This window comes from Faecalibacillus sp. TM498, assembly GCF_020589955.1.
GTDB classification, from domain to species: Bacteria; Bacillota_I; Bacilli_A; order Erysipelotrichales; family Coprobacillaceae; genus Faecalibacillus; species Faecalibacillus intestinalis.
Genome location: NZ_JAJDKB010000014.1, coordinates 20484 through 44215 on the forward strand (window position 1 = coordinate 20484; position 23732 = coordinate 44215).

At 29.5% G+C, this 23732-nt stretch carries 22 protein-coding genes; 4 read left to right on the forward strand and 18 right to left on the reverse strand.

The window, feature by feature from the left end:
* Positions 1 to 4: 4 nt before the first annotated feature.
* From LJD32_RS06200 to LJD32_RS06215, 4 genes are all read right to left on the reverse strand, one after another.
* On the reverse strand, positions 5 to 991 hold the full coding sequence (locus tag LJD32_RS06200; RefSeq protein WP_227391978.1) for a helix-turn-helix transcriptional regulator: 987 nt from the start codon (positions 989 to 991) through the stop codon (positions 5 to 7).
* A 9-nt stretch (positions 992 to 1000) separates the two neighbouring features.
* Positions 1001 to 1633, reverse strand: a complete 633-nt coding sequence (locus tag LJD32_RS06205) for a hypothetical protein (protein ID WP_227391979.1) — start codon at positions 1631 to 1633, stop codon at positions 1001 to 1003.
* Positions 1634 to 1723: 90 nt separating this feature from the next.
* A complete protein-coding gene (locus tag LJD32_RS06210; RefSeq protein WP_117851347.1) occupies positions 1724 to 2893 on the reverse strand; it encodes an aminotransferase class I/II-fold pyridoxal phosphate-dependent enzyme in 1170 nt (389 codons plus the stop codon).
* Positions 2893 to 3384, reverse strand: a complete 492-nt coding sequence (locus LJD32_RS06215) for an Lrp/AsnC family transcriptional regulator (protein ID WP_032090857.1) — start codon at positions 3382 to 3384, stop codon at positions 2893 to 2895. The genes LJD32_RS06210 and LJD32_RS06215 overlap by 1 nt, the downstream gene beginning before the upstream one ends.
* A gap of 136 nt (positions 3385 to 3520) precedes the next feature.
* Here LJD32_RS06215 and nagA point away from each other — a divergent pair, with 136 nt between their 5' ends.
* Positions 3521 to 4660 (forward strand): N-acetylglucosamine-6-phosphate deacetylase, encoded by a 1140-nt coding sequence (nagA, locus tag LJD32_RS06220; RefSeq protein ID WP_147580474.1) that lies wholly within the window; start codon positions 3521 to 3523, stop codon positions 4658 to 4660.
* 67 nt (positions 4661 to 4727) lie between these two features.
* Here the strand turns inward: nagA and LJD32_RS06225 are convergent, their stop codons facing one another.
* The 11 genes from LJD32_RS06225 to LJD32_RS06275 all read right to left on the reverse strand — a co-directional run bounded on the left by LJD32_RS06225 (position 4728) and on the right by LJD32_RS06275 (position 15499).
* Positions 4728 to 5726, reverse strand: a complete 999-nt coding sequence (locus LJD32_RS06225; RefSeq protein ID WP_195932718.1) for an MBL fold metallo-hydrolase — start codon at positions 5724 to 5726, stop codon at positions 4728 to 4730.
* The gene (locus LJD32_RS06230) at positions 5723 to 6955 is read right to left on the reverse strand and encodes a hypothetical protein (protein ID WP_227391980.1); all 1233 of its coding nucleotides are present in this window, start codon (positions 6953 to 6955) and stop codon (positions 5723 to 5725) included. Before LJD32_RS06230 ends, LJD32_RS06225 begins: the two co-directional genes overlap by 4 nt.
* Positions 6945 to 7685, reverse strand: a complete 741-nt coding sequence (locus LJD32_RS06235) for a tyrosine-protein phosphatase (RefSeq protein ID WP_195932720.1) — start codon at positions 7683 to 7685, stop codon at positions 6945 to 6947. The genes LJD32_RS06230 and LJD32_RS06235 overlap by 11 nt, the downstream gene beginning before the upstream one ends.
* Complete coding sequence (locus LJD32_RS06240; protein ID WP_117871812.1) at positions 7675 to 8556, reverse strand: Nif3-like dinuclear metal center hexameric protein; 882 nt, start codon at positions 8554 to 8556, stop codon at positions 7675 to 7677. The genes LJD32_RS06235 and LJD32_RS06240 overlap by 11 nt, the downstream gene beginning before the upstream one ends.
* A gap of 15 nt (positions 8557 to 8571) precedes the next feature.
* Positions 8572 to 8997, reverse strand: coding sequence for a PTS sugar transporter subunit IIA (locus LJD32_RS06245; RefSeq protein WP_227359560.1), 426 nt, complete (start codon positions 8995 to 8997; stop codon positions 8572 to 8574).
* 224 nt (positions 8998 to 9221) lie between these two features.
* Positions 9222 to 10022, reverse strand: coding sequence for a PTS system mannose/fructose/sorbose family transporter subunit IID (locus tag LJD32_RS06250; protein ID WP_227391981.1), 801 nt, complete (start codon positions 10020 to 10022; stop codon positions 9222 to 9224).
* Positions 10015 to 10791, reverse strand: a complete 777-nt coding sequence (locus LJD32_RS06255; protein ID WP_117871816.1) for a PTS mannose/fructose/sorbose/N-acetylgalactosamine transporter subunit IIC — start codon at positions 10789 to 10791, stop codon at positions 10015 to 10017. The genes LJD32_RS06250 and LJD32_RS06255 overlap by 8 nt, the downstream gene beginning before the upstream one ends.
* A 25-nt stretch (positions 10792 to 10816) precedes the next feature.
* The gene (locus tag LJD32_RS06260; protein ID WP_195932723.1) at positions 10817 to 11299 is read right to left on the reverse strand and encodes a PTS system mannose/fructose/N-acetylgalactosamine-transporter subunit IIB; all 483 of its coding nucleotides are present in this window, start codon (positions 11297 to 11299) and stop codon (positions 10817 to 10819) included.
* Between the two features lie 72 nt (positions 11300 to 11371).
* Positions 11372 to 12073, reverse strand: a complete 702-nt coding sequence (locus LJD32_RS06265; protein WP_117480747.1) for a nucleoside/nucleotide kinase family protein — start codon at positions 12071 to 12073, stop codon at positions 11372 to 11374.
* Complete coding sequence (locus LJD32_RS06270; RefSeq protein ID WP_117480746.1) at positions 12060 to 12725, reverse strand: hypothetical protein; 666 nt, start codon at positions 12723 to 12725, stop codon at positions 12060 to 12062. The genes LJD32_RS06265 and LJD32_RS06270 overlap by 14 nt, the downstream gene beginning before the upstream one ends.
* 2 nt (positions 12726 to 12727) lie before the next feature.
* The gene (locus LJD32_RS06275; RefSeq protein WP_227391982.1) at positions 12728 to 15499 is read right to left on the reverse strand and encodes a sigma 54-interacting transcriptional regulator; all 2772 of its coding nucleotides are present in this window, start codon (positions 15497 to 15499) and stop codon (positions 12728 to 12730) included.
* Positions 15500 to 15719: 220 nt separating this feature from the next.
* On the opposite strand from LJD32_RS06275, the gene LJD32_RS06280 reads away from it, so the two are divergent.
* From LJD32_RS06280 to LJD32_RS06290, 3 genes are read left to right on the forward strand one after another with little or no spacing between them, the layout of a single operon-like run.
* Entirely contained in the window at positions 15720 to 16742 is a 1023-nt protein-coding gene (locus LJD32_RS06280; protein WP_119364076.1) for a lactonase family protein, read from the forward strand.
* Between the two features lie 13 nt (positions 16743 to 16755).
* Positions 16756 to 17430: a TIGR00266 family protein gene (locus tag LJD32_RS06285; RefSeq protein WP_032090860.1), complete on the forward strand. Its 675-nt coding sequence runs from the start codon at positions 16756 to 16758 to the stop codon at positions 17428 to 17430.
* A complete protein-coding gene (locus LJD32_RS06290) occupies positions 17430 to 18200 on the forward strand; it encodes an HAD family hydrolase (RefSeq protein WP_227391983.1) in 771 nt (256 codons plus the stop codon). The genes LJD32_RS06285 and LJD32_RS06290 overlap by 1 nt, the downstream gene beginning before the upstream one ends.
* 67 nt (positions 18201 to 18267) lie before the next feature.
* On the opposite strand, the gene carB is transcribed toward LJD32_RS06290, so the two are convergent.
* The 3 genes from carB to LJD32_RS06305 all read right to left on the reverse strand — a co-directional run bounded on the left by carB (position 18268) and on the right by LJD32_RS06305 (position 23598).
* Positions 18268 to 21465 carry a carbamoyl-phosphate synthase large subunit gene (carB, locus tag LJD32_RS06295; RefSeq protein WP_147580473.1) on the reverse strand — a complete coding sequence of 1066 codons (3198 nt, stop codon included), beginning with the start codon at positions 21463 to 21465 and terminating at the stop codon, positions 18268 to 18270.
* Position 21466: 1 nt separating this feature from the next.
* Positions 21467 to 22537 (reverse strand): carbamoyl phosphate synthase small subunit, encoded by a 1071-nt coding sequence (locus tag LJD32_RS06300; protein ID WP_227391984.1) that lies wholly within the window; start codon positions 22535 to 22537, stop codon positions 21467 to 21469.
* 272 nt (positions 22538 to 22809) lie between these two features.
* Positions 22810 to 23598, reverse strand: a complete 789-nt coding sequence (locus LJD32_RS06305) for a hypothetical protein (protein WP_227391985.1) — start codon at positions 23596 to 23598, stop codon at positions 22810 to 22812.
* Positions 23599 to 23732: the final 134 nt, after the last annotated feature.

Here is a 23732-nt window from a genome sequence, read left to right on the forward strand (position 1 = left end):
AGCTCTACTTATATTGTATAAACATTTTTTCAATTCTTTTTTTCATTTCTTCTTGTAAAGAATAAGGTTTAATAACTTTTACATGATCTTGTAACATCATGAGCCATCCTATCAATCCATCAGAAATAAGAACATCTTCTATAGTAAGATGATAGCGATTTTCAAAGTCTTTTTTAACAGGATGATCTTGTCCAAATTGATCAATGACTTCTCTTAAAACCACTTCATCAAAACTAATTTCAAGTGTATCCTTTTGTCCTGAAACATACATATTTATATGATCAACTTCTTGTTCTAAATCAAATTGTTCCCCTTCTTCAAAAGGGCTTTTATGATTTCTTACAAGACGCATACGATCAAGACGATAAATAGAGAGTTTATCAGGTCGTTGGTTAAAATAACCTAATACATAGTATTTAGAATCTCTTTGAATTAGTTTATAAGGAGAAATAATATAGAATTCATTATTTTCTTTATGATTTCCATGATTATGCGCAATTTCTACAAACTTATTTCTTTTGATTTCATAACTTACATATTTAAAATAAATATTTTTCTTTTCATGAATTGCTTTAATGACGGTTGTCATATTTAAAAGCAGATTATAATTTCTTGGTTGATTTTTTCTTGGTTGATTTTGAATACGTGAAATTTGTTTACTTGAACTTAAAGTTTGTAATTTTGTGAGTAAAGCATTTACTTCATCTTCATTTAAATCATTATTGAAAAGCACACTATCCCATAGATATTGAAATTGTCCATCATTAAAAAATTCTTCATCAATACTATAGCCTTTTCGATGTTTAGTTTTAATGATTTCTTTTTGATAAATATATTTAGATAATTCATTAATATTTCTAATTGCTTGATAAATTGTTTTAATATCTACTTTAATTTGATAGTTTTCTTCAAGTAGTTTTTTTATTTCAACAGCAGGTATATAATCTAAAGATTCTTTAATAATTAAATATGTGTAATAAAGTCTATCCATAATGATCTCCTATCTAGCATACAATGTGGAATATGTCTTATCTTTATGATACAACATTTCATAACGGGATGGTGAATAATTATAAAGAGATTTTTCAAAGCGTTTAAATGATTCATCTATTGTAACAAATGGTAAATGAAAATAAGCTTGTTTATATTGTTTTTCTAATAAAAGAATAAGACTTGCTTGATAATGTGTTTGTTCATCACTCATCATTTTATAATGTGTCATACCTAAAATGACTTGATTGAGTTGATTCATTTTAAATATAAGCAAATGCCTTACTAGACAATAAATTTCTATATTAAAATCACTATGATCTAAAATATAATAAAATAAATTATATTTATATTCGACTAATGGTTTAAAATGTTGATTGATTAATAAATTCATCATGACTAAATGATATTCCATTTCATTATAAGATAAACTACAATCAATATATCTTTTAATATTTGAAAAAAGCCATAATTGAATATCTTTTCTTTTATTTAATTTTCTTTTTAATTGAAAAACATCAATACACGTATTCATTAAATCATAAATATCTTGTTGATAAATTCCATCACTATGAATTAATAAATACGTTTTTACTTCCATAATTGATACATCTGTCATTTGTTCATAATTTTTAACTACCATTAAAATCATCCCCTTTTCTTTATCTATATTATAGGAAAATGATGATTTTTATGATTAATTTGTATCTGTTTTAAAACCAAAAAAAAGGAGTTAAATAACTCCCTTATTTTCTAAGAATTTTCTAATTTTCTTTGTTGCCGCTTTAAGTTCTTCTAAACTATAGGCATAAGAAACACGAATATAACCTTCTCCAGCTTCACCAAAAGCACTTCCTGGCACGCAGGCTACTAACTGATCATTTAATAATTCTTCACAGAATTGTTCCGATGTTAAACCTGTTGATTTGATGCATGGGAAAACATAGAAAGCCCCTTGTGGTGTAAATGTTTTAAGTCCCATTTCATTAAATGTTTTGACTAAGAAATTTCTTCTTGCAAGATAAGCTTGTCGCATTTTTTCAATTTCTTCGTCACAATGTCTCATTGCTTCAATGGCACCATATTGAGCACATGTTGGTGCTGACATAATGACATATTGATGAATCTTTTTCATCATTTTAATAAGATATTCATTAGCAAGAACATAACCTAAACGCCATCCTGTCATCGCATAAGCTTTTGAAAAACCACTCACTAAAATAACTTGATCTTTGATTTCATCAAAAGATGCAATTGAACAGAATTTATGTTCATAAGAAAGTTCTGCATAGATTTCATCAGTTATGATCATAATTCCTGATTCTTTAAAGATAGGTACCAATTTTTCATAGTCTTCTTTTGTCATAAATCCACCTGTTGGATTACTTGGATAGTTTAAAAGAATGGCCTTTGTTTTTTCATTGATAGCTTCTTTTAAAAGTTCAGGTGTTAATTTAAATTCATTTTCTTCAGTTAAAATAATGTTTCTTACTACTCCACCAGCAAGTGCAACACCTGGTGTATAAGCAACATAACTTGGTTGTAATAAAATGACTTCATCACCTGGATTAATAATTGTTCTAAAGGCTAAATCGATTCCTTCAGATCCCCCAACAGTGACAATACATTGTTCTGGTTTATAATCTAAATTAAATCTTCTTTTTTGATATTTACAAATTTCTTTTCTTAATTCTAATAACCCTTGATTAGCAGTATAGAATGTTTTTCCTTTTTCAATTGAATAGATTGCAGCTTCTCTAATTGTCCAAGGGGTTGCAAAATCAGGTTCACCTACCCCTAAAGAAATAACACCTTCCATTTGATTAGCTAAATCAAAAAATTTACGAATTCCACTAGGTGGAATATCCTTTACAATAGGATTTACAATTTTTTCAAAATCCATTATGGAGTTACCAATAATCTTTCTGCTGCATCTTTATTATCATCCTCAACAAGTTTACCCATGTTTTTATATTGTTTCAAAACATACATTGTGGCTGTTCTTTCAATACCTTCAATAACTGCTAAACGACTATTAACGAATTTAGCAACTTCCACCATTGTTTTTCCTTTAACAATTAATAAAAACTCATAATTTCCCGCTAATAAATACATTGTATCTACTTCTGGAAAATTATAGATTTTTTTTGCAATACGATCATATCCATAATCTCTTTCAGGTTTCGCATTTACTTGAATTACTGCTGTACACACATCGTGATTTGTTTTATCCCAATTGATCAAAGTATGATAACCATAGATTGTTTTATTTTTTTCTAAATCTTTAATTGTCTTATCAACATTTTCTTCTGTTTCGTTTAAGGCGGCCGCAAGATCAACGACTTCCATTTTCGCGTTGTTTTCAATTAATGATAAAAGTAAATTTTCATCCATATCCTCTTCCTCCTTATTATGACTCTAATTATATACTAATTTAGAGGTAAGGTAAATTGAATTTTTATTAGAAATAAGAGGAGTTGTTTCTTGTCTAGATAAGTAAAGTGTTCTATAATAAAGATGAGGTGAAATTATGATTATACAAAGTAAAAAAGTCTGGATTGCGGATCAATTCACGCCAGCACAATTAGAATTAGAAGATGGAATTATTAAAGAAATATATCCTTACAATGAAAAAGAAGTTACGAAAGATTATGGAGATTTAAGAATTCTTCCTGGCTTTATTGATATTCATTGCCATGGAGCTTATGGTTTTGATACAAATGATGCTAATCCTGAAGGATTAAGAAAATGGGCAAAAGGAATCGTTGATGAAGGAGTTACTTCTTTCCTTGCGACAACTCTTACTCAAAGTGAAGAAGTTCTTACAAACGCGGTAAGTAATGTCGCAAAAGTCGTAGAAGAAGGTTATGAAGGTGCAGAAATCTTAGGTATTCATTTTGAAGGTCCTTATTTAAATAAAGCACATAAAGGAGCTCAACCTGAAGAATATTGTGTAAAACCTAATATTGAACAATTTAAAAGATATCAAAAAGCTGCTCATGGTTTAATTAAATATATTACTATGGCTGTTGAAAATGATGAAGATTACGCTCTTACAAAATATTGTAGTCAAAATAATGTGGTCGTAAGTATTGGACATTCAAATGCAACTTATGAACAAGCTGTTCAAGCATACGCTCATGGAGCAAGAAGTATGACTCATGTTTATAATGCAATGACACCATTTACGCATCGTGCAAATGGTCTTGTTGGTGGTGCTTTACGTATTAGAAATATGTATGGAGAAATTATTTGTGATGGAAATCATTCAACTCTTGCAGCTTTAAATAATTTCTTTACTTCAAAAGGTCCTGATTACAGTATTATGATTACAGATTCCTTAATGTGTAAAGGATTCCCTGTAGGTACTAAATTTGATTTTGGTGGACAAGAAGTTGTTATTTATCCAGATGGTAGTGCACACTTAGTAGAAGCTGGTAACTTAGCAGGATCTACATTAAATGTGAATAAAGGATTAAAAATCTTAATTGAAGATGCTTTAGTTCCTGTTAATTACGCGATCAATGCATGTACATCAAACCCAGCAAGATGTTTACATGTTGATGATCGTAAAGGAACAATTGGCGTTGGTTATGATGCTGATCTTGTTGTTTTAGATAGAGATTATGAAGTTGTTCAAACTTATTGTAAAGGCATTGGGCAAAAATAATTATTTTAAAGATATAAAAGATAAAGTGAGCTAAAATTATGTAGCTCACTTTTTATATATTTCTCTTTTAAAATTCTCTTTCTTCTGGATCTTCTTCTTTGATTACAGCACTCTTTGTATATTTCAAATCACTACCTTGTTGATAAATAAATTTAGCGTACATTGGTGTACCAAAGAAATCAACCTTTGTATCATACCATTCTGGATGATAAATAACACGATTTGCGGTATCTAAAATATATTTTAAAGTTTTTGGATGTAAATCAATCGTTCCATGTCCTGGAAATACTCCTGATACTTCTTCTAAACGTGGCATAAAATCTTGTAAAGCATCTCTTAAAGCATTGATTGTACAAAATTCTGGATAAACATCCCATGCTTCGCCACCAAAAGCACTTGTGACATCTCCAATAAAGAAACATCCTGTTTGATGATCTAAATATCCTGATTGACCTGGAGTATGACCTGGTAAATGAATTAATTCAACAATATAGCCATCTCCTAAATCAAATTGATGATGATTTTCGACACCTTCTACTTCATAAGAAGTAAATGGTGGTAGGTCATTAGCATCAAACCAAGTATATCCTAATTCACCTTTTTCATCATAAACAAATTCATCTACAACATCTTTTCCTTGATGTTCTTCAATATATTTTTGATCAGCATAGTGACAATAAACTTTATCAAAATGACTATTTCCTGATACATGGTCAATATGACAATGTGTATTACATACAATAATTTCTTTATCACCAATAAGTTTATGAATTAAGCCTTTTAAATCTCCTAATCCAAATGCTGTATCAATAAGCATTGCTTTTTGTGGACCATCAATAAGATAACACCACATTTCTCCACAATGAATTCCATCATAATAAATACAATAAAGATTATCTCTCATTTTATAAACTTCAGCATTAGGATTTATTTCTGGATAAAATAATCTTAAATCACTATGTTCTCTTAATATTTTCAAAAAAGACCATCTTGATGGTTTTTCTTTTTCAGGATTAATTAATTTTGTTTTAATATTTGTATTAATTGGTCTTGGATCTTGCATCATTTTTCCTCCCATAATATTTTTTCAATTTTTCTTTGTCTAGAATTATAAATAAAGCATTCTTCTCTATATTTTGTAACCGTTCTTCTTGAAATATAAATATCTTTTTCTTCTAAAAGTTTTCTTATTTTTTCATCACTATAAGGTTTTAACTTATTTTCCTTTTCAATGATTTGTGTGATTTCTTTTTTTATAGCCTTATCATTTTTGATAAAAGTTCCTGAGTGAATAAACATTTCTTTGATAGAATAATATTGATTATTAAATTCAAAAGATTTATGTGTAATTGCACGTGAAATTGTTGAGATAGCAAGTCCACATTTTTCCGCAACCATTTCTAAAGTTAAATGTTTTAACTCTCCACGATGAATAAAAAAGTCTTTTTGAACATGACACATTTCATTCATTATTTGTAAGAGTGTCATATTTCTTTTTTGTAAAGCACTTAGAAGTGTCTCAGCTTCTTTTCTTTGCTTCTTTAAAGAATCATCATCAATGACAGTAATAGATAAATCAAATTTTAATAGTTCTACTTGTAGATTTTCTCCTTCAACAGAAACTTTACACTCTGGTATAAGAAAAGTAGATTCTTGTGCGTAGTTTGCTGCTGGTTTAGGATTCAACGTTTTAATAAAATCAAATCCTTCATCTATTTCCTCTTGGGTTAATTCTGTTTTTTCTATAATCGCATGATAATGTTGTGTTGCCAGTTCTTCTAAATAATCACATAAAATCAATCCTGTTTCACTTTCTGCTTTTTCACTCATTAAACATTGAATACTTAAACATTCTTTTAAACTAAATGAAAATAATCCATAAGGTTCCAATTTTCTTAATAACTTTAAATGATATTTAAGAGAATCTAAGCCCCATAAACTCTCTTTAATAACTTCATCCTTGGAATATTTGAAATAACCATTACTATCTAAACAAGAAATCAGATAATCACAAACATCTTCATCATATTTTTCATTACTTAAATGAAGTTGTTCAAAAAGAACATCTCTTAATTGAGGTTTTGAATAATCATCAAATTCTAATAATAAATCTGGGTCTAATGATGAATTATATTCAATTAAAGGATTTGTTGACGCCTTATCTAATATGTATTGATGTAATTCTTCATAGGATGAAGATAATATTTTAAGATATTTTTCTTGAGTAGAATTATATTTTTGTTTTTGTTCCAACTTTAAATTAGGAACAAGTTGAATGCGCATATTATTTTTCATGACAATATTTCTTAATTAAGTTTTCCTTTACTTCTTTATCAATTGCATATTCTTTTTCAAAGTATTCATCAAATGAAGAATAACGTTTTAATATTTCATCAAATGATGATTTCAACAATTCTTCATGAACACTGCAAACATACAATAACATCTCTTTAATTTCATCCGTAAAATCTGATTGAACAAGACGTGGCATTAAATCTTTTTCTACACTTTTATTACTATAAAGATAATCTGCATATATTGTCTTTTCATCACAATCAAATAATTTTAATAGTAATGCCGCAAATAATCCTGTTCTATCTTTACCTGAACCACAATGAAAAAGTATTCCATCTTTTTCTTTTATTAATTGAAATAATTGTTTATAGGCCAAATTATCAAAAGGCATTATTTTATAGCCTTTGCGAATAAACCCGGCACTATTATAAACCTCTTCTTTTGTAGATTTTTTGGTAATCAATCTTGGAAAATAGAAATCATCGATTCCCGTTTCCGGTTTTAAAGCACTCCAATTATAGTGTTGAAATCGTTGATCACATTCATAACTATCTTCTTTTCTTTCAAATTCACTGCGAAAATCAATAATATAACGAATACCTAAATTATAAAGTTTGTCCCAATCCTGTTTCGTAAGATTTCGAGGTAGCGCACTACGATAGAGATGCCCTGCCTCTATAAAATCATAACAATCATGTAAATCTCTAAAATTAGAAGGATTAGTGATCATGACAACAATCCTTTGTCATATATTCATAATTGTCTCCTGATTGTTTAAACCACGCAGGTATATGTTCACCTATCGCTTCATCTAAGTATTCCAACATATATTCCATTCCAGGTTCTTCTAGATTAAAATGTCCCATTCCTAAAGCAACTCTATTTCTTCCTAACATTCCACTATCTCTTAGATACTCTGCATAAGTAAAATCTATAAGTTCCATCGATAACAGACAATCGACATCACTTTTATCAGTATTTTTAATGGCTTCATTAGCATCACCAAATACATGGAATAACACTGCTGCTTTTTTAATATCCGCATTTGAATTTCCTATCAATTTGATTCCATTTAAATGACAGGTATCAATTAATTCCTTGGCTAGATCTTTGGCTTTGATTGAATGATCAAAGCTATAGGCAGTAGAACATAATAAAGATGGTTCAAATTCATTGATTGGATTAACAATAAGTTTATCTTCCCATCCCATTTTCTTAGCTAGACCTAAGAAGATACCATCAATATAGTCTCCTTTATAAGGAATACCTGAATGAATATAATCATGATCTCTCCAGACTACGATTTGATGATCATCCAATAGTTTTCTTTTTTCTAAATAGACACTATTTTTTGATTCTTCTAGCCATTCTTGATGATCTCCATGATTCCAAAATAATGCTTCATGACTGATAATCAAGTTGGCTCCTTTTTCAATGGCATATTCAATAACATCAACAGAAGCCCAACAAGAAGTCACAATTCCTGTACATTCTTGATCAACATTTCCATAGAGCACTTTATCTCTTGTTTTTTCTTCATCAATTGTTCCATATCCTTTATGATATTTTTTCATATTTTCAATTATTGTACTAATTTTCATATCATTTCCTCTTATCTATTCATCATCTTCATCGACTGCAAAATTTACTTCATTGACATATACAATTTGGTTTTTACTGTCCTCAACATATTGATGAACAAGTTCTTGTGTTAAAGGAGTATCTTCACTTTCTAAAACAAGTGCTAATGTTAAGGGTAAATTTATTCCACAAACAACATGTACTTTATCACTCATATATGGATAGAATTTTTGATAAACACTTCCACCCATCATATCAGCAAAAACTAAAACTTCATCATTTTCATCAAAAGAAGCAAATAATTCACTTACGACTTCTTCAATTGGTTTTTCTCCATCTTCTACATCTTCTACATAAGCATTTACATCATAAATCTTTTTGATTCCATTAGTTAAAAAATCTACGGTATCTTTTAATCCATAAGCAAGTTTATGATGTGAAGCAATAATATATCTTCTCATAATCTTCTCCAATCTTCATTAGTATAATTGGTTCAAAAGTTTGGCATTTAAAATTATTTCTAAAAATAAAATATTATTATATCCACAAGGGAGGGAATAGAGTGAACATTATATATAGCAATGCCAAAACAGTTCCTTTCTTCAATTATATCAAATATTATTGATGTTTTATATAACGAATGAGATTAACGGAGCTTTCACTCCTTTAATCAAATATTTATAGATTATGCAGTAAAGATTCCACATGCAGCACCAATCCATGAAAGAATGATGATAATCAAAATCATGTGTGTCATTTTAACTTTCTTTTTATTCATAAAATAATAAATAAGTGCAACAGCTGCAACTGGTAATAGTGAAGGCATAACACCATCAAGTAATTCTTGAACCTTCATTGTAACATCACCATTTGTATATGTAATACCTGTTTGTAATTTAACCACTGAAGAAATAAGTGATCCAACAACAGTTAAACCTAGAACAGAACATGCTTCTGTAAATACAGTAATTTGTTTACCAAGCTTAGTAACAACATTGATACCCATATTATATCCCCATTCTACTTCTAGAATACGGACAGCTAAGAATGCAAAGGTAAAGGCAGCCCATAAGAAAATTCCTAAAGGATTTCCTTGCATACCCATACTTGCAGCAATTGAACCAAAGATTGTAGGAATCATTGCCCAACCAATAGTATCACCAATACCTGCAAGAGGACCCATGATACCAATTTTAAAGTTATTAACAGCTTCTAGTGATTCTACACCACCATCATCTTCAATACCTAAGGCAGCACCCATAACAAATGGTGAAATCCATGGCATTGTATTATAATATCTCATTGCATTTAACAATGAAGCTTTAAAATCTTCATCATCAGGATACATTTTTCTAAGTAATGGATAAACAGCAAAAGCATAAGATGGTGCTAATTGTGTTTCATAGTTAAATGTTGAAATACCGATCAACCAACGTTTAGCAGCAGTTCGACAATCTTTTTTAGTTAATACTTTTCCCTTACTCATCTTCTAATTCACCTCCGAAACTAGCTCCTGCTGGTGCAGTTGCAGTTGCTAATCCTTTTTTATAAACTTCATAAGCAGCAGCTAAACCAACAGCACCGATACCTAAAGTAGGTACTGATAAATAAGCAGCTAAAACAAATCCAACAATTAAGAATGACCAGTATTTATTTAATGGCATATACATTAATAACATTGCCATCCCAACACCAGGTAATAAACCTCCGGCAATTGATAATCCAGTTGTAAACCAAGTTGGCATGAAATCCAAAATAGCATTAACGATAGATGGACCAATTGCAACACATAAGAATACAGGTACTGCTGAACATAAACCATAGAATATAGGTGAAACTTTAACTAAACGTAAGAAAGAGTTAAATTTGCCTTCTTCAATTAAAGAAACTTCTTTTTGTTCTAAGAAACCATTGAAGATTTTATAAATAACATCAAAGTTAACACCTAACATTGCAACTGGAAGCCCAATAGCTAAACCAGCTTCCATTCCACGTCCAGTAGAACATGCAATAGCAGTAGCGATAATTGCTGCAACAGGGTAATCAGGCATTGATGAACCTCCAACAGCCACAACACCCATAGACATTAATTGTAAAGTAGCCCCAATTGTAAGTCCCGTTGCTGGATCACCCATAACTAATCCAACAAGCCAACCACAAATAATTGTATTAAATGCAAATAATTGTAATGTGACAGTATCTGTCATTTTCCAATAGGCTATTAGTGTAATCAAAAGAATTTGAACAGTAGTCATATTATTTCCTCTCCTTTATTTTCTATTATAAGCTGACTTTTGATTCTAATGGCTCAGCCTTATCAGTAGTTGTAAATTGAACATCTACTTTTGTACCATTCTCAATAATTTTTTTGTAAACTTCTTTTTGATCATCAAGGACACTTGCTCTTGAGCTAACAACTGTACCTTCTTTATTATTTCTTGTAATTCCTAAAACAATGCGAGGAATTTTTTGCCCCGCTTCTTCTTGAAGTTTTAAGAATGTTTCTGGATTTTCTGTAACAACAAATACTTTATGATTGTCATATTTACCAGCTTTAAAATTTTTGATAGCTGTTTCTAAAGTAATGATTGAACAAGCCATACCTGCTGGTTTACCCAAACGCATACTTTCTTTAATAATAGGGTCATTAGCCACCTTATCATCAATAACCATAACACGTTGTGCTCCTGATTGAGGGGCCCACATTGTTGCTACGATCCCATGTAATAAACGAAAATCAATCCTTCCTAAAGTAATACTCATTATTTAACTCCTCCTTTCACTTCCTATATAGCAAAATTCATGCCAATTAGTGTCGAAAAAAACAAGGTAGTGTCAATATACCCTGTTTTTTGCAATATTTAAGACAATATCTGCTTTTTTACTTCTATTTATAACTGTTTCAACATTCTTTTTATCAGAAGCATTATAAAAATCAATTGCTTCTTCTTTAGATAAATGACCTTTCATCTTACGTAAAATCAATCTGTCTTGTAATTCTTCAACATTCACATTATAAAATAAACTTTCATCACATAACCTTTCTAACTGATTCCATGGTTCATCTTTTAACAATAAATAATTTCCCTCAATTATAATGATTTCACTATGTACAAAAATTTGATTTTCTATAGGATCATGTAATTTTCTTGAATAATAAGGCCAATAACAGTCTTCTTTTTTTGTTTGAATAATCTTTTGTTTTAACTTTTCTACATTAAAAGTACGGGGGCTTCCCTTTTCTTTCCTTAAATTCATTTTATCTAGTTCTTCATTATAATAATGAAAGCCATCCATTCCTACCGTTTGCAACTTACAATCAAAATCCATTTGATTAAATAAATACTCTAAAAAAGAAACAAAAGTACTCTTTCCACTACCAGGACATCCTGCAATAAAAATAACAATACGACATTGTTTTTGTTTATAAAGATCATACCAATGATTTAATAGAGGCTTATAGACTTTATCAATATCTTCTTCGTCATATTTTGCCTCTACCTCTAAACCATTTACTAAATATTTAAATGTTTTCATTCATTTTCTCGATGACTTGATTCATTTCAACTTCGTATGTCGTTCCTTTACAGTGAATTAATGCTGGTTTAAAATACTTCATCATATTCTTCTTATCATTTAAATAAGAATATTGTAATCCTATCAAATACTCTAATGAACCTACCATTAAGTCTTTATTAGGCATATTATTCCTTTGAGCAATTTCTAATTTCTTTTTAATTTCATCAATATGTTTGCTTTCTTTTAAAATAAAGATATCATATTGGATTTTAAGATTATTATAGGTTCTTTCATCTCCTAATTTTTTTACATAGTCTAACATTTGTTTACATGATGCCTCTTCTCTTTTTCCTAAAAAGAAATAAAATGCATTTGAAATACTCATTAATTTTTGTTGAGGTTTTATACGCATATTTTCTATAAGGGCTATTTCTTTTTTTACCTCTTCACTTTCTTCTTGGGCAATATATGCAGAAAGTTTCATACTTTCTTTTATATAAGGCTTTACAAATAAGAAACATAAAATACTTTGACTTGTTTTAAAAAAGGCATCATATTTTTCTTCTTCTAAAGATGTTGTCATTTTTTTCATTACAATGTTTTTACCAATATATTGTAATACTACGAAAACAATGATAATAAAAACAGCTATCATTAAACTTTCTTTCATATCTATTCCTCCATACCTTCATATTCATCAAATGATCTTACCATCATATTTTGAATATAAATATTAATAAATTCCACTTCTTCAATAGGAATTTCTACACGATAATATTTTTCAACCTGCTTAAAAGCTTTTTTTACTGTCATATAAAATTTAATGAAATCTTCATTACAATCAGATAATTCTTTTTGATAAGATTCAATGCCTTCTCTTGTCACTAATCTTTCCATCAAACAACATATATGAACATATAAGCCAAAGCATGTATTATTTGTAAATGTTGTCTTCATTTCTTGTTGTAATAAATCTATTGCATCGGCAACTCTTTCTAAAAGTTGAGTTGGATTTAATACTGTTAAATTATTTATTATATTTGTTAGTGAAAAATTCTTTAACATTTTCTTTTGAAAACTATCCATATCCTCTTGACTAATAACATCTGCAAAATAAGAGGTTAAGAAATCTAAAGAACTATTCATTATTAATTCTTCTATAGCAATAAAATGAAGATTCTTTAATTTTGGATTCAATGTTCCAATAACACAAATAACTTCATAATCCTTTAATAATTTTTCTTCTAAATTAACTTCTAATAAAGAAGTATAATCATAGGTAATTACTTTCACAGGTAAATGTTCAGGTAAAGAATCTTCGATGATTTCTTTAAGTTTTTCAGCTGTTCCTAACCCTGTTGCACATGAACAAACAATTACTTTTTCCTTCTTTTGAGAATTAATAATTTTATAATTTGTTTGACTATATTCTATACTTTCATCAAATATTTCTTGTAGAGACTTTTTATCAAGGATTCCTTTTCCAACAAATAAGGCAAATCGTGTATTAACATTATTAGCGATTGCAATATTCGATTTTGAAACATTATTTAATCCATTATAAATTTCTTCTAAAGACCCCATATCTACAAGCAATATTAAATTCTTAATATTTCCACCATAACTTTCAATAAAAACATTCAATTTATTAATAATTAATTGCGTAGATGTATCTAATGGCATATCTATTGCCTCGAAAACATATTCATCTAACATACGATTAACTGCATCTGCGATAGATGATGCCGTAGCATAACCATGAGATAAAACAACTCCAACGGTTTGATTTAAAACACGATTACCATGATAAGATTCTATAAATAAAGCAAAAATCGATGTTAAATAATTGTGCCAATTCAAATTAATATAAATACCACATAATTCATTTAAATATTTTGCGATTTCATAAGATCTAAAATAGTTGGATTTAACAACCGTTTCTAAAGATTGAAATCCTTCTTGATGAATATCGAAATAAGATTCAACAATAACATAATATGTATAATAATCTTGAATAAGTAATGATAACGTAAGTATTTCACTTGATTGAAAATCACAACGATATTTATCATTAATAAGTTCTGCCATTTTTTTTATAACATTTGTAAAATAGGCAATATCTATAGATTTCTCTTTATTTTCTCTAAATAAAGAATCATTTGAATATGTTTGTGTTTCACTGAGTGCTTGTTCTAAAAAAGACTGAATAGATATTTCTTCTTTTGAATAATTTTCTAATAACTCTAATAATTTATTAGAATATTCTTTAAAAGGAAATTCATTTTCATATTTATTTTTTAAATCATTTAAGGAATATAACTGATTTCTTCCTACTAAAATACTATTATCTATATGATTATTAAAGCGTACACGTGATGGTAAACAAAGTGAATTTATTTCAATATAATCCTTATTCTTATTTGAATATAAGGCATTCATGCAGGTTTCTTGTATTACATTTTTCAATTCTCCAATATTTCCTTCATATTCATTGTTTAATAATGCTGCATATACAACATTACCAATACGAATTTCTTTATGAATATGTTTCGCTTCATTTTCTAAAAACCGTACAATAATATTTGATTTTTCCATTTTACTTCTTTTAGACAAAGAAGGTATTTCCATTTGAATTGGAATACGCCTTAATAAAGTTTTTAATAAAACTTCTTTAGGGTTTTCTGTTGTCGCAAAAGCCAAAAAAACATTACTATGATACTCGTTTTCACTATCTCCTAAAACATGATAATTTCCTTTATCCATAAATAGAAATAATTTTTCTTGGCATTCAGGTTTTAAACAATGAACTTCATCAAGAAACAACATTCCTCCATCAGCAACTTTAATTAGTCCCGGATTATCATTATCTGCTCCGGTAAAAGCGCCTCTTTTATATCCAAATAAATTCGCGGTAATAAGTTCTGGATTATTCGCGTATTCTGAACAATTCACATGTACAAATTTTGCTTTTTCTGAAAAGATTCCATTATTTTTTCCATACTCAAACATTTTTTCAATAATAAAACTTTTACCTGTGCCTGTTGGTCCATTTAAAAGTATAGGTAGTCCATGTGGTGGATAAGAGATACTTGCTTTACATGATTCAATAATCTTTCTTAAAGAACCATTATAACCTATTAAATCTCTAAAATCCTTGGATCCCCTCCCACAAGTTTTTGCATATTCATCTAATTCATCAAGTGAGGCAAACATCAATTTATTTATTTTAATATTATATCTTTTTTCTAATTCGCTCTTTTCTAAAAAAAGAACAGGACGTGTATTAATTTTCACAAAACGCCCTTGATTAAAATAATCGTTTAAATACGATGAAATACTGTTACGTGATAATCCAATGATATTTGAAAGATTTGAAGCATTATTATCTTCATAATCACCTCGTCTTGTATTTTCCTTTACCAACGTAATTAAGCGTTCTTCCATAATAAACCTCTCTTATAAGATTGTTTCTCTATTCCCATAAATTATTGTAATACAAAAATAAATATTTGAAAACTAAAACGAAAGATTTATATCTTTCGTTTTATAGACACTTTTTTATTATTCGCTTATTATCAAACTTTTTTTACTTTATTATTTTTCTTATATAGAAAGCTTTTTATAGTTATTTTATGGTACAATTATTTCAAAAGGAGGCGATTTTGTGTATCGTTTTTACGTATCAAGTTACGCTAAAGGAAAAGAAAAAGGTCTTTATGTATGTACTCTAGATGAAACTAAAAATGAACTTCATTTAAATAAACATATTCCTACCGAAGATTTTCCTTCTTATGTTATTAAAAAAGATGATTATCTTTATGTATCTTTAAAAGATGCACGTGTTGGTGAAGGAGGAGGTGTCGCAAGTTATCATATTGAAGAAGATGATTTAAAACAACTTTCTTTTTATAATTCCCATGGTCGTTCTTATACTCATTTATGTTTAAGTCCTGATCAAAAATATTTATTTACAGCCAATTATCACGTTGGAGCAACAGCTGCTTTCCCTTTAAAGGATCATAAAATTGGAGATAAACTTTCAGTTGTTCACCATCATGGTTCAGGAATTGATTTACTTAAAAGACAAACAAGTCCTCATGCTCATTATGTAGGAATTACTCCTGATCATAAATATCTTTACAGTGTTGACCTAGGTGCTGATAAAATTATTATGTATGAATTTATTAATGAAAAATTACAAGAAACATCATTAAGTCAATCTGTGATTCCTGGTAGTGGGCCTCGTCATATGATTTTTTCTCATGATGGTAAATATTGTTATCTTGTTAACGAAATTGCAAATAGTATTATGGTTTATCAATATGAAGATGGACACTTTACTTTGATTCAAGTTATTCATTGTGTACCTCGTCATTTCCATGGCTTTTCAAGTGCTGCTGCTATTCATATGACATCAAGTGGTAAACATATTATTGTTTCTAATAGAGGTCATGATAGTATTGTCCTTTATCGTGTGAATCAAGAAACTGGAAAAATCACTTTACTTTATATGGTGCATACTGGAAAAGGACCTCGTGATTTTAATATTATTGATGATCGTTATATTGTTGTTGCTAGTCAAGAAGATGATCGTTTGGAGCTTTACACATTTGATGAAGAAAAAGAAGAAATTAAGCCTACAGGAAATACCTTAGATATTATTCAACCTGTTTGTGTGGCTTTATAAAAGGAGAAAAATTATGAAATACGAAATTGTTGGAGATACTCTCCCTGTTGTTATTTGTCATTTAAATAAAGGTGAAAAAATGATTAGTGATAGTGGTGCTATGGCTTGGATGGATCCATGTATGAAAATGGAAACAAATGGTGGTGGTGCTGGTAAAATCATCGGTAGAATGTTTTCTGGTGAAACTTTATTTAGAAATAGTTATACGGCAAACAAAGATGGTTTGATTGCCTTTGCCTCAAGTTTCCCTGGAAAAATTGTCGCTATTGATGTAGAGCCTGGAAAAGAAGTCATCATTCAAAAATCTGCTTTTCTAGCTAGTGAAGAAAATGTAGAAACATCGGTTTTCTTTAATAAGAAATTTTCTTCTGGTATATTTGGTGGTGAAGGTTTTATTTTAACAAAGATTTCAGGACACGGAACATGTTTTATTGAAATTGATGGAAGTACCGTAGAATATAATTTACTACCAGGTCAACAAATGGTTATTGATACCGGTTATCTTGCAATGATGGATGCTACTTGTAAAATGGATATCCAATCAGTTCCTGGTTTAAAAAATAAATTTTTAGGAGGAGAGGGATTATTTAATACAGTGGTTACTGGCCCTGGTAAAATTGTGGTTCAAACAATGCCTATTTCAGCAGTCGCAAATTCACTTGCAAGATTTTTCCCTCAAGGTAAATAATGAAGAAATTGTTTTGTTTTGATATTGATGGTACTTTAAGAACAACCACAGATCATCAAGTACCAGAAAGCACTGTTAAAGCTTTAAACTTATTAAGAGAAAAAGGACATCTTTTACTAGTTTCAACAGGAAGAAGTGTTGATTCTTTAAAAAATACACATATTTATGATACTTTTTCTTTTGATGGCTATATATGTAATAGTGGACAAGCTTTATTAGATAAAGATTTAAATTTAATTCACAAAGAAAATCTTTCTCAAGAAGTGGTTTTAAAAGCTCTAGAAGCTTCTAAAAAACATAACATTCCTTTAGCACTTAAATGTACACCAAGAATTATTAATATGGAACCAAATGAAGATGTCATTCGCTCATGTAATTATTTCAATAACCCTATTCCAACTGTAGGTACATATACAAATCAAGAAGTAGGTGCCATGATTGCCTATGGTCCTTTAGGATATGATTATCAAGAATTTAAAGCTATTGATGAATTAGATGTAATGGTTGGTGAAAGTAGTTATGCAGATATTACAATCAAAGGCATTTCTAAAGCAACAGGTATTGCTTATTTTATGAAGTTATGGAATATAGATAATTATGTCGCTTTTGGTGATTCTTTAAATGATGTTGAAATGTTTAAGCATGCATCGTTTTCTATTTGTATGGGACAAGGAAATAGTGATTTAAAGAGATTAAGTGATTTTGTGACAACTTCTATTGATGAAGATGGTATTTATTACGCATGTAAAGAATTAGGTTATATCCAATAAGATATAACCTAATTTTTCATATAAAAAAGAACAATGCTTTAGTATTACTACATTGTTCTTTTTAGTTTTATCTTAATTTTGTAATATCAATTAATGATGGTACACCTTGTTTACGTTTTTCAAGTGAATCAATAAGTGCTTTTGCTGTATCAAGTGACGTATAAATTGGAATACCTGCTTCTACGGCAAAACGTCTAATTAAGAAGCCATCTTTTAAGTTATCATTTCTTGTTGGAATATCGATTACTAAATCAACTGTATCCGTAAACATTAAGTCAAAGATTGTATTTGTTTTTTCACAGATACGATTGACAAAATGTACAGGTACATCATGTTCTTTTAAGAATTTATATGTTCCTTCTGTTGCATATAAATCATAACCAAACATATAATATTGTTTAGCGATTGGTAAGAATTCTTCTTTAGAAGAATCTTTAATTGTACAAATGATATTCTTTCTCTTAGGTAATTGAATACCTGTTCCCATGAATGCTTTATAAATAGCTTCATCTAAGTTTTTAGAAATACCTAAAACTTCACCTGTTGATTTCATTTCAGGTCCTAAAGAAATTTCTGCACCTTTGATTTTTTCAAATGAGAACACTGGCATTTTAACTGCAATTGTTTCTTTTTCCGGAACAATTCCATAAGAATATCCTTGTTCTTCAATTGTATGTCCCATAATTGCTTTTGTAGCAATGGCAACAATTGGGATATCTGTAACTTTTGAAATATAAGGAATTGTTCTTGAAGATCTTGGGTTAACTTCAATAACATAAACTTGATCTTCATAAACAATGAATTGAATATTGATTAACCCCACAACGTGTAATGCTTTAGCAAGACGTTTTGTATAATCAACGATAACATCTTTAATTTCTTGTTTGATTTTTTGTGGTGGGTAAACAGAAATACTATCTCCAGAGTGAACTCCCGCACGTTCAACGTGTTCCATAATACCTGGAATTAAGATACCATGTCCATCACAAACTGCATCAACTTCAACTTCTTTACCAGATAAGTATTTATCAATTAAGATTGGATGTTCTTGGTATTGTCTATTAATGATTTTCATGAACTTTTTAATATCACCATCATTTAAGGCAATTTCCATACCAGCACCACCTAATACATAAGATGGTCTTACTAAAACTGGATATCCTAATTTATTAGCAACTTCAATGGCTTCTTCTGTTGTAAAGACTGTTGAACCTCTTGGACGGTCAATATGACATTTTTCAAGAATTTCATCAAATCTTTCTCTATCTTCAGCTGCATCTACATCATCAGCATCTGTTCCTAAGATTTTAACACCCATATCTGTTAAAGCTTTTGTAAGTTTAATGGCTGTTTGTCCCCCAAATTGCACGATGGCTCCATCTGGTTTTTCAATATCAACAATGCTTTCTACATCTTCAGCAGTTAATGGTTCAAAATATAAACGATCTGCAATATCAAAGTCAGTTGATACTGTTTCAGGGTTGTTATTAACAATAATTGTATCGTATCCTGCTGCTTTTAAGGCCCATACACAATGTACCGAACAGTAATCGAATTCGATACCTTGTCCTATACGAATTGGTCCTGATCCTAAAACCATGATTTTTTTCTTTTCTCTTTGAGGTTCTACTTCGTTCACTCCACCTTGAATTGAATAGTAATAAGGTGTTTGTGCATCAAATTCTGCCGCACATGTATCAACAACTTTATAAGCTGAAACAATATTATTTTCTTTACGCATTTGATGAATTTCTTGTTCTGTTTTTCCAGTTAATTCAGCAATGACTCTATCTGGGAATTGTAATCTTTTTGCTTGTTTTAATAAATCAACTGTTAATTCTTCTGTTTTAATTCTTTCTTCCATTTCTACTAAATGTTTGATTTTATCAATGAACCAAACATCAATTTTAGTAATTTCATGGATTTCTTGTTCAGTAATTCCTTTTCTTAAGGATTCAGCTACTGCAAAGATACGTTGATCATCAACATCTTTTAATTTTTGTTTTAATTCATCATGTGTTAATTTTGTAAAGGCATCTAAATGTAAGTAGAAAACATTTTGTTCAAGAGAACGTAAAGCTTTCATTAAAGCTCCTTCAAAGTTATTACAGATTGACATAACTTCTCCAGTTGCTTTCATTTGTGTTCCTAATTTTCTTGAAGCATCAACGAATTTATCAAATGGCCATTTAGGAATTTTACATACAACATAGTCTAATGTTGGTTCATAAGAAGCGTATGTTTTACCTGTAACGGCATTTTTGATTTCATCTAAGGTATATCCTAAAGCAATTTTAGCCGCTAATTTAGCAATTGGATAACCTGTTGCTTTAGAAGCTAAAGCTGATGAACGAGAAACACGTGGGTTTACTTCGATAACACAATATTCAAAGCTATTTGGATTTAATGCATATTGAACGTTACATCCACCTTCAATATTTAATGCTGTAATGATATTTAAAGCTGATGAACGTAACATTTGATATTCTTTATCTGATAAAGTTTGGCTTGGTGCCACAACAATACTATCTCCTGTATGAACACCAACAGGATCTAAGTTTTCCATGTTACATACAGTAATGCAGTTTCCTACACTATCTCTCATTACTTCATACTCGATTTCTTTCCATCCAGCAATACATCTTTCAATTAAACATTGACTTACTCTTGATAGACGTAAACCATTTGAACAAATATCATGAAGTTCTTTTTCATTATTTGCAATACCTCCACCAGTACCACCTAAAGTATAAGCAGGTCTTACAACAACTGGATAACCAATTTTTTCTGCAAATTCTAAAGCGTCATTAACATGGTTAACAACGATGGATGCAGCACATGGTTCGTTAATTCTTTCCATTAAGTTTTTAAATTCTAAACGATCTTCTGCAAGTTTGATGGTATCTGTATTTGTCCCAATTGTACGAACATTGTGTTCTTCTAAGAATCCTTCATCCGCTAAAGCCATAGCGATGTTTAATGCATTTTGTCCACCTAATGTTGGTAAAATGCTATCTGGTTTTTCTTCCATGATTAATTTTTTAACAACAGGTACAGTTAATGGTTCGATATAAACTTTATCTGCGATATCAGCATCTGTCATGATAGTTGCTGGGTTTGAGTTAATTAAAACAACTTCTACCCCTTCTTCTCTTAAAGCACGACATGCTTGTGTTCCAGCATAATCGAATTCTGCTGCTTGACCAATGATGATAGGCCCTGAACCGATAACTAATACTTTTTTTATACTTAAATCTCTTGCCATCTTATTTACCCTCCATCATTTTTTCAAATTCATCAAATAAAGCATCTGTATCTAATGGACCAGCACATGCTTCTGGATGAAATTGTACTGTTTTAATATTTTTACCAATATATTCAACACCTTCAATTGTTTGGTCATTTACATTAATAAACCAAGGTTTTGCGATATTTCGATCAATAGAATCATCACAAATTACATAGTTATGATTTTGTGTAGAAATATAAACACGACCTGTATTTAAATCTTTAACAGGATGATTTGCACCATGGTGTCCATATTTTAATTTTTCAGTTTTAAATCCATGAGCTAAAGCCATCAATTGATGTCCTAAACAGATTGCAAAGATTGGTAAACCACTTTCAGATAGTTTTTTAATTTCTTTAATGATTTCAACATTTTCGCTTGGATCTCCAGGACCATTTGATAACATCACTCCATCATAGTTTCCTTCAATGATTGTACTTGCAGGAGTAGATGCTGGATAAACTGTGACTTCTATATTTCTCTTTGCAAGTGATTTAGCAATATTCTTCTTAGCACCAAAATCTAATAAAGCAACTTTTCGATCTCCACTACCTACTGTATAAGGTTTGTCACATGTTGTTCTTTCAACGACACCAGTTACTTTAAAGTTATGTATTTTTTCCATCACTTCACTTAAATCATCATATTTTGTTGTTGTAATCATTCCATTCATACAACCTTTATTTCTAATAATTTTAGTTAAATGTCTTGTATCAATTCCTTGAATACAAGGAATATCATGTTCAATTAAATAATCTTTTAAATCAACATTTTTTCTAAAGTTACTTCCAAGTCTTGCAAGTTCATTTACAACAAATCCTTCAACATAAGGTTTTGTAGATTCTTGATCTTCTAAGCATACTCCATAGTTTCCAATCAATGGATATGTCATAACAACTGATTGTCCTGCATAGGAAGGATCTGTCATTACTTCTACATATCCTGTCATCGAAGTATTAAATACAAATTCACTGACAACTTCTTTATCAGCTCCTACGCTTTCACCTTCAAATACGTTTCCATCTTCTAAGATTAAATAGGCTTTCATATATTTTCCTCCTTTTTTTGTTATAAAAAAACATATCAATTAAAAATGATATGTTAGAAACAATGAGAATATAAAAATGAGGTACTCGTATTCAATTGTAAGCAATCATATTTGACACTTTGTTGTAACATAGCCCTCATCTCCTTTTGTTCTTGAATAGTATAGTAGATTTGACAACATTTTTCAACACCAATTTATAATTTTTTCTTATTATATAATTTTATTTTATTAACAATTTTTTAGTATAAGAAAAAAGAGATTTTACTCTCTTTCTATGATTGAAAATACTTTTCTATTTCTTTTACTTCCTTTTCAGGTATTTCTAATAAGTTAATTGCTTCTTTAAATGACATTTGTAATCCTATCATTAGTTTTTTTACATGCGCTATATTCTTTTCTTTACGTTCTATTTGTTTGCCTTCATTTCTTGCTTCTAAGACAATGCTTTCACCTAAATCACACATATCTTTAACCTCACTTTCTATTTTCTTTGTATTCAATCCATATTCTTCTATAATTCTTTGCTTTCCCTTATAATCTAATACATTATTTAGAAGGACCATCAATGGTGTCAATAATTCATCATGTTCTTCATACTTTTTATTTAAGTCATGTTCTTTGTTTAAGTATATCGCAAGAATTACTCCCTTGTCATAAATTTCTTTTTCTTCTACTGTCGTTCCACAAATAATCCTTTCATTTGTTTCATAGACATTCATATACCCATCTTTTCTTTTTGGTGCTTTTGGCATGATCCATAATGAATAGACCTTCTTCATCCCATCATAGTTTTTATCATCATATTCGCTTCCCCATTGCTCTGATACTATTCTTGAAACATAAGCATATCCTCTAGTAATAATAGAATATCCTGGATAAGGATTATTTTGTATTTCTACATTTAAATAAACCCGTATATTCTTTCCATCTTCTTGTGGTACATCAATATAACATAAAATATCATAATAAACCATACCTTCATCTTTGATGAAGCCCTTTTTATCTACAAGATGAAAATGTGGATTGACTATTCGATTACCTACATGTACCCCTTCTATCAATCTTCTAATTTTCCCAATACTTAAATGATTTGCTTCATCTACATCTGCCTTTATGATTCTTCTTCATTTCCTATGATCATCTTACATAAATGATCATACATTGTTGTTTGTTTACTCGTTGTTATTTTATTGAT

Coding starts and splice junctions, on each gene's coding strand:
- LJD32_RS06255 (WP_117871816.1), bottom strand. CDS start 10,791: ATGACTACTGTTCAAATTCTTTTGATTACACTAATAGCCTATTGGAAA.
- LJD32_RS06290 (WP_227391983.1), top strand. CDS start 17,430: ATGAAGAAATTGTTTTGTTTTGATATTGATGGTACTTTAAGAACAACC.
- carB (WP_147580473.1), bottom strand. CDS start 21,465: ATGGCAAGAGATTTAAGTATAAAAAAAGTATTAGTTATCGGTTCAGGG.
- LJD32_RS06210 (WP_117851347.1), bottom strand. CDS start 2,893: ATGGATTTTGAAAAAATTGTAAATCCTATTGTAAAGGATATTCCACCT.
- LJD32_RS06270 (WP_117480746.1), bottom strand. CDS start 12,725: ATGAAAGAAAGTTTAATGATAGCTGTTTTTATTATCATTGTTTTCGTA.
- LJD32_RS06285 (WP_032090860.1), top strand. CDS start 16,756: ATGAAATACGAAATTGTTGGAGATACTCTCCCTGTTGTTATTTGTCAT.
- LJD32_RS06300 (WP_227391984.1), bottom strand. CDS start 22,537: ATGAAAGCCTATTTAATCTTAGAAGATGGAAACGTATTTGAAGGTGAA.
- LJD32_RS06230 (WP_227391980.1), bottom strand. CDS start 6,955: ATGAAAAATAATATGCGCATTCAACTTGTTCCTAATTTAAAGTTGGAA.
- LJD32_RS06275 (WP_227391982.1), bottom strand. CDS start 15,499: ATGGAAGAACGCTTAATTACGTTGGTAAAGGAAAATACAAGACGAGGT.
- LJD32_RS06225 (WP_195932718.1), bottom strand. CDS start 5,726: ATGATGCAAGATCCAAGACCAATTAATACAAATATTAAAACAAAATTA.
- LJD32_RS06265 (WP_117480747.1), bottom strand. CDS start 12,073: ATGAAAACATTTAAATATTTAGTAAATGGTTTAGAGGTAGAGGCAAAA.
- LJD32_RS06240 (WP_117871812.1), bottom strand. CDS start 8,556: ATGAAAATTAGTACAATAATTGAAAATATGAAAAAATATCATAAAGGA.
- LJD32_RS06250 (WP_227391981.1), bottom strand. CDS start 10,022: ATGAGTAAGGGAAAAGTATTAACTAAAAAAGATTGTCGAACTGCTGCT.
- LJD32_RS06200 (WP_227391978.1), bottom strand. CDS start 991: ATGGATAGACTTTATTACACATATTTAATTATTAAAGAATCTTTAGAT.
- LJD32_RS06245 (WP_227359560.1), bottom strand. CDS start 8,997: ATGAGAAGATATATTATTGCTTCACATCATAAACTTGCTTATGGATTA.
- LJD32_RS06235 (WP_195932720.1), bottom strand. CDS start 7,685: ATGATCACTAATCCTTCTAATTTTAGAGATTTACATGATTGTTATGAT.
- LJD32_RS06260 (WP_195932723.1), bottom strand. CDS start 11,299: ATGAGTATTACTTTAGGAAGGATTGATTTTCGTTTATTACATGGGATC.
- LJD32_RS06205 (WP_227391979.1), bottom strand. CDS start 1,633: ATGGTAGTTAAAAATTATGAACAAATGACAGATGTATCAATTATGGAA.
- nagA (WP_147580474.1), top strand. CDS start 3,521: ATGATTATACAAAGTAAAAAAGTCTGGATTGCGGATCAATTCACGCCA.
- LJD32_RS06215 (WP_032090857.1), bottom strand. CDS start 3,384: ATGGATGAAAATTTACTTTTATCATTAATTGAAAACAACGCGAAAATG.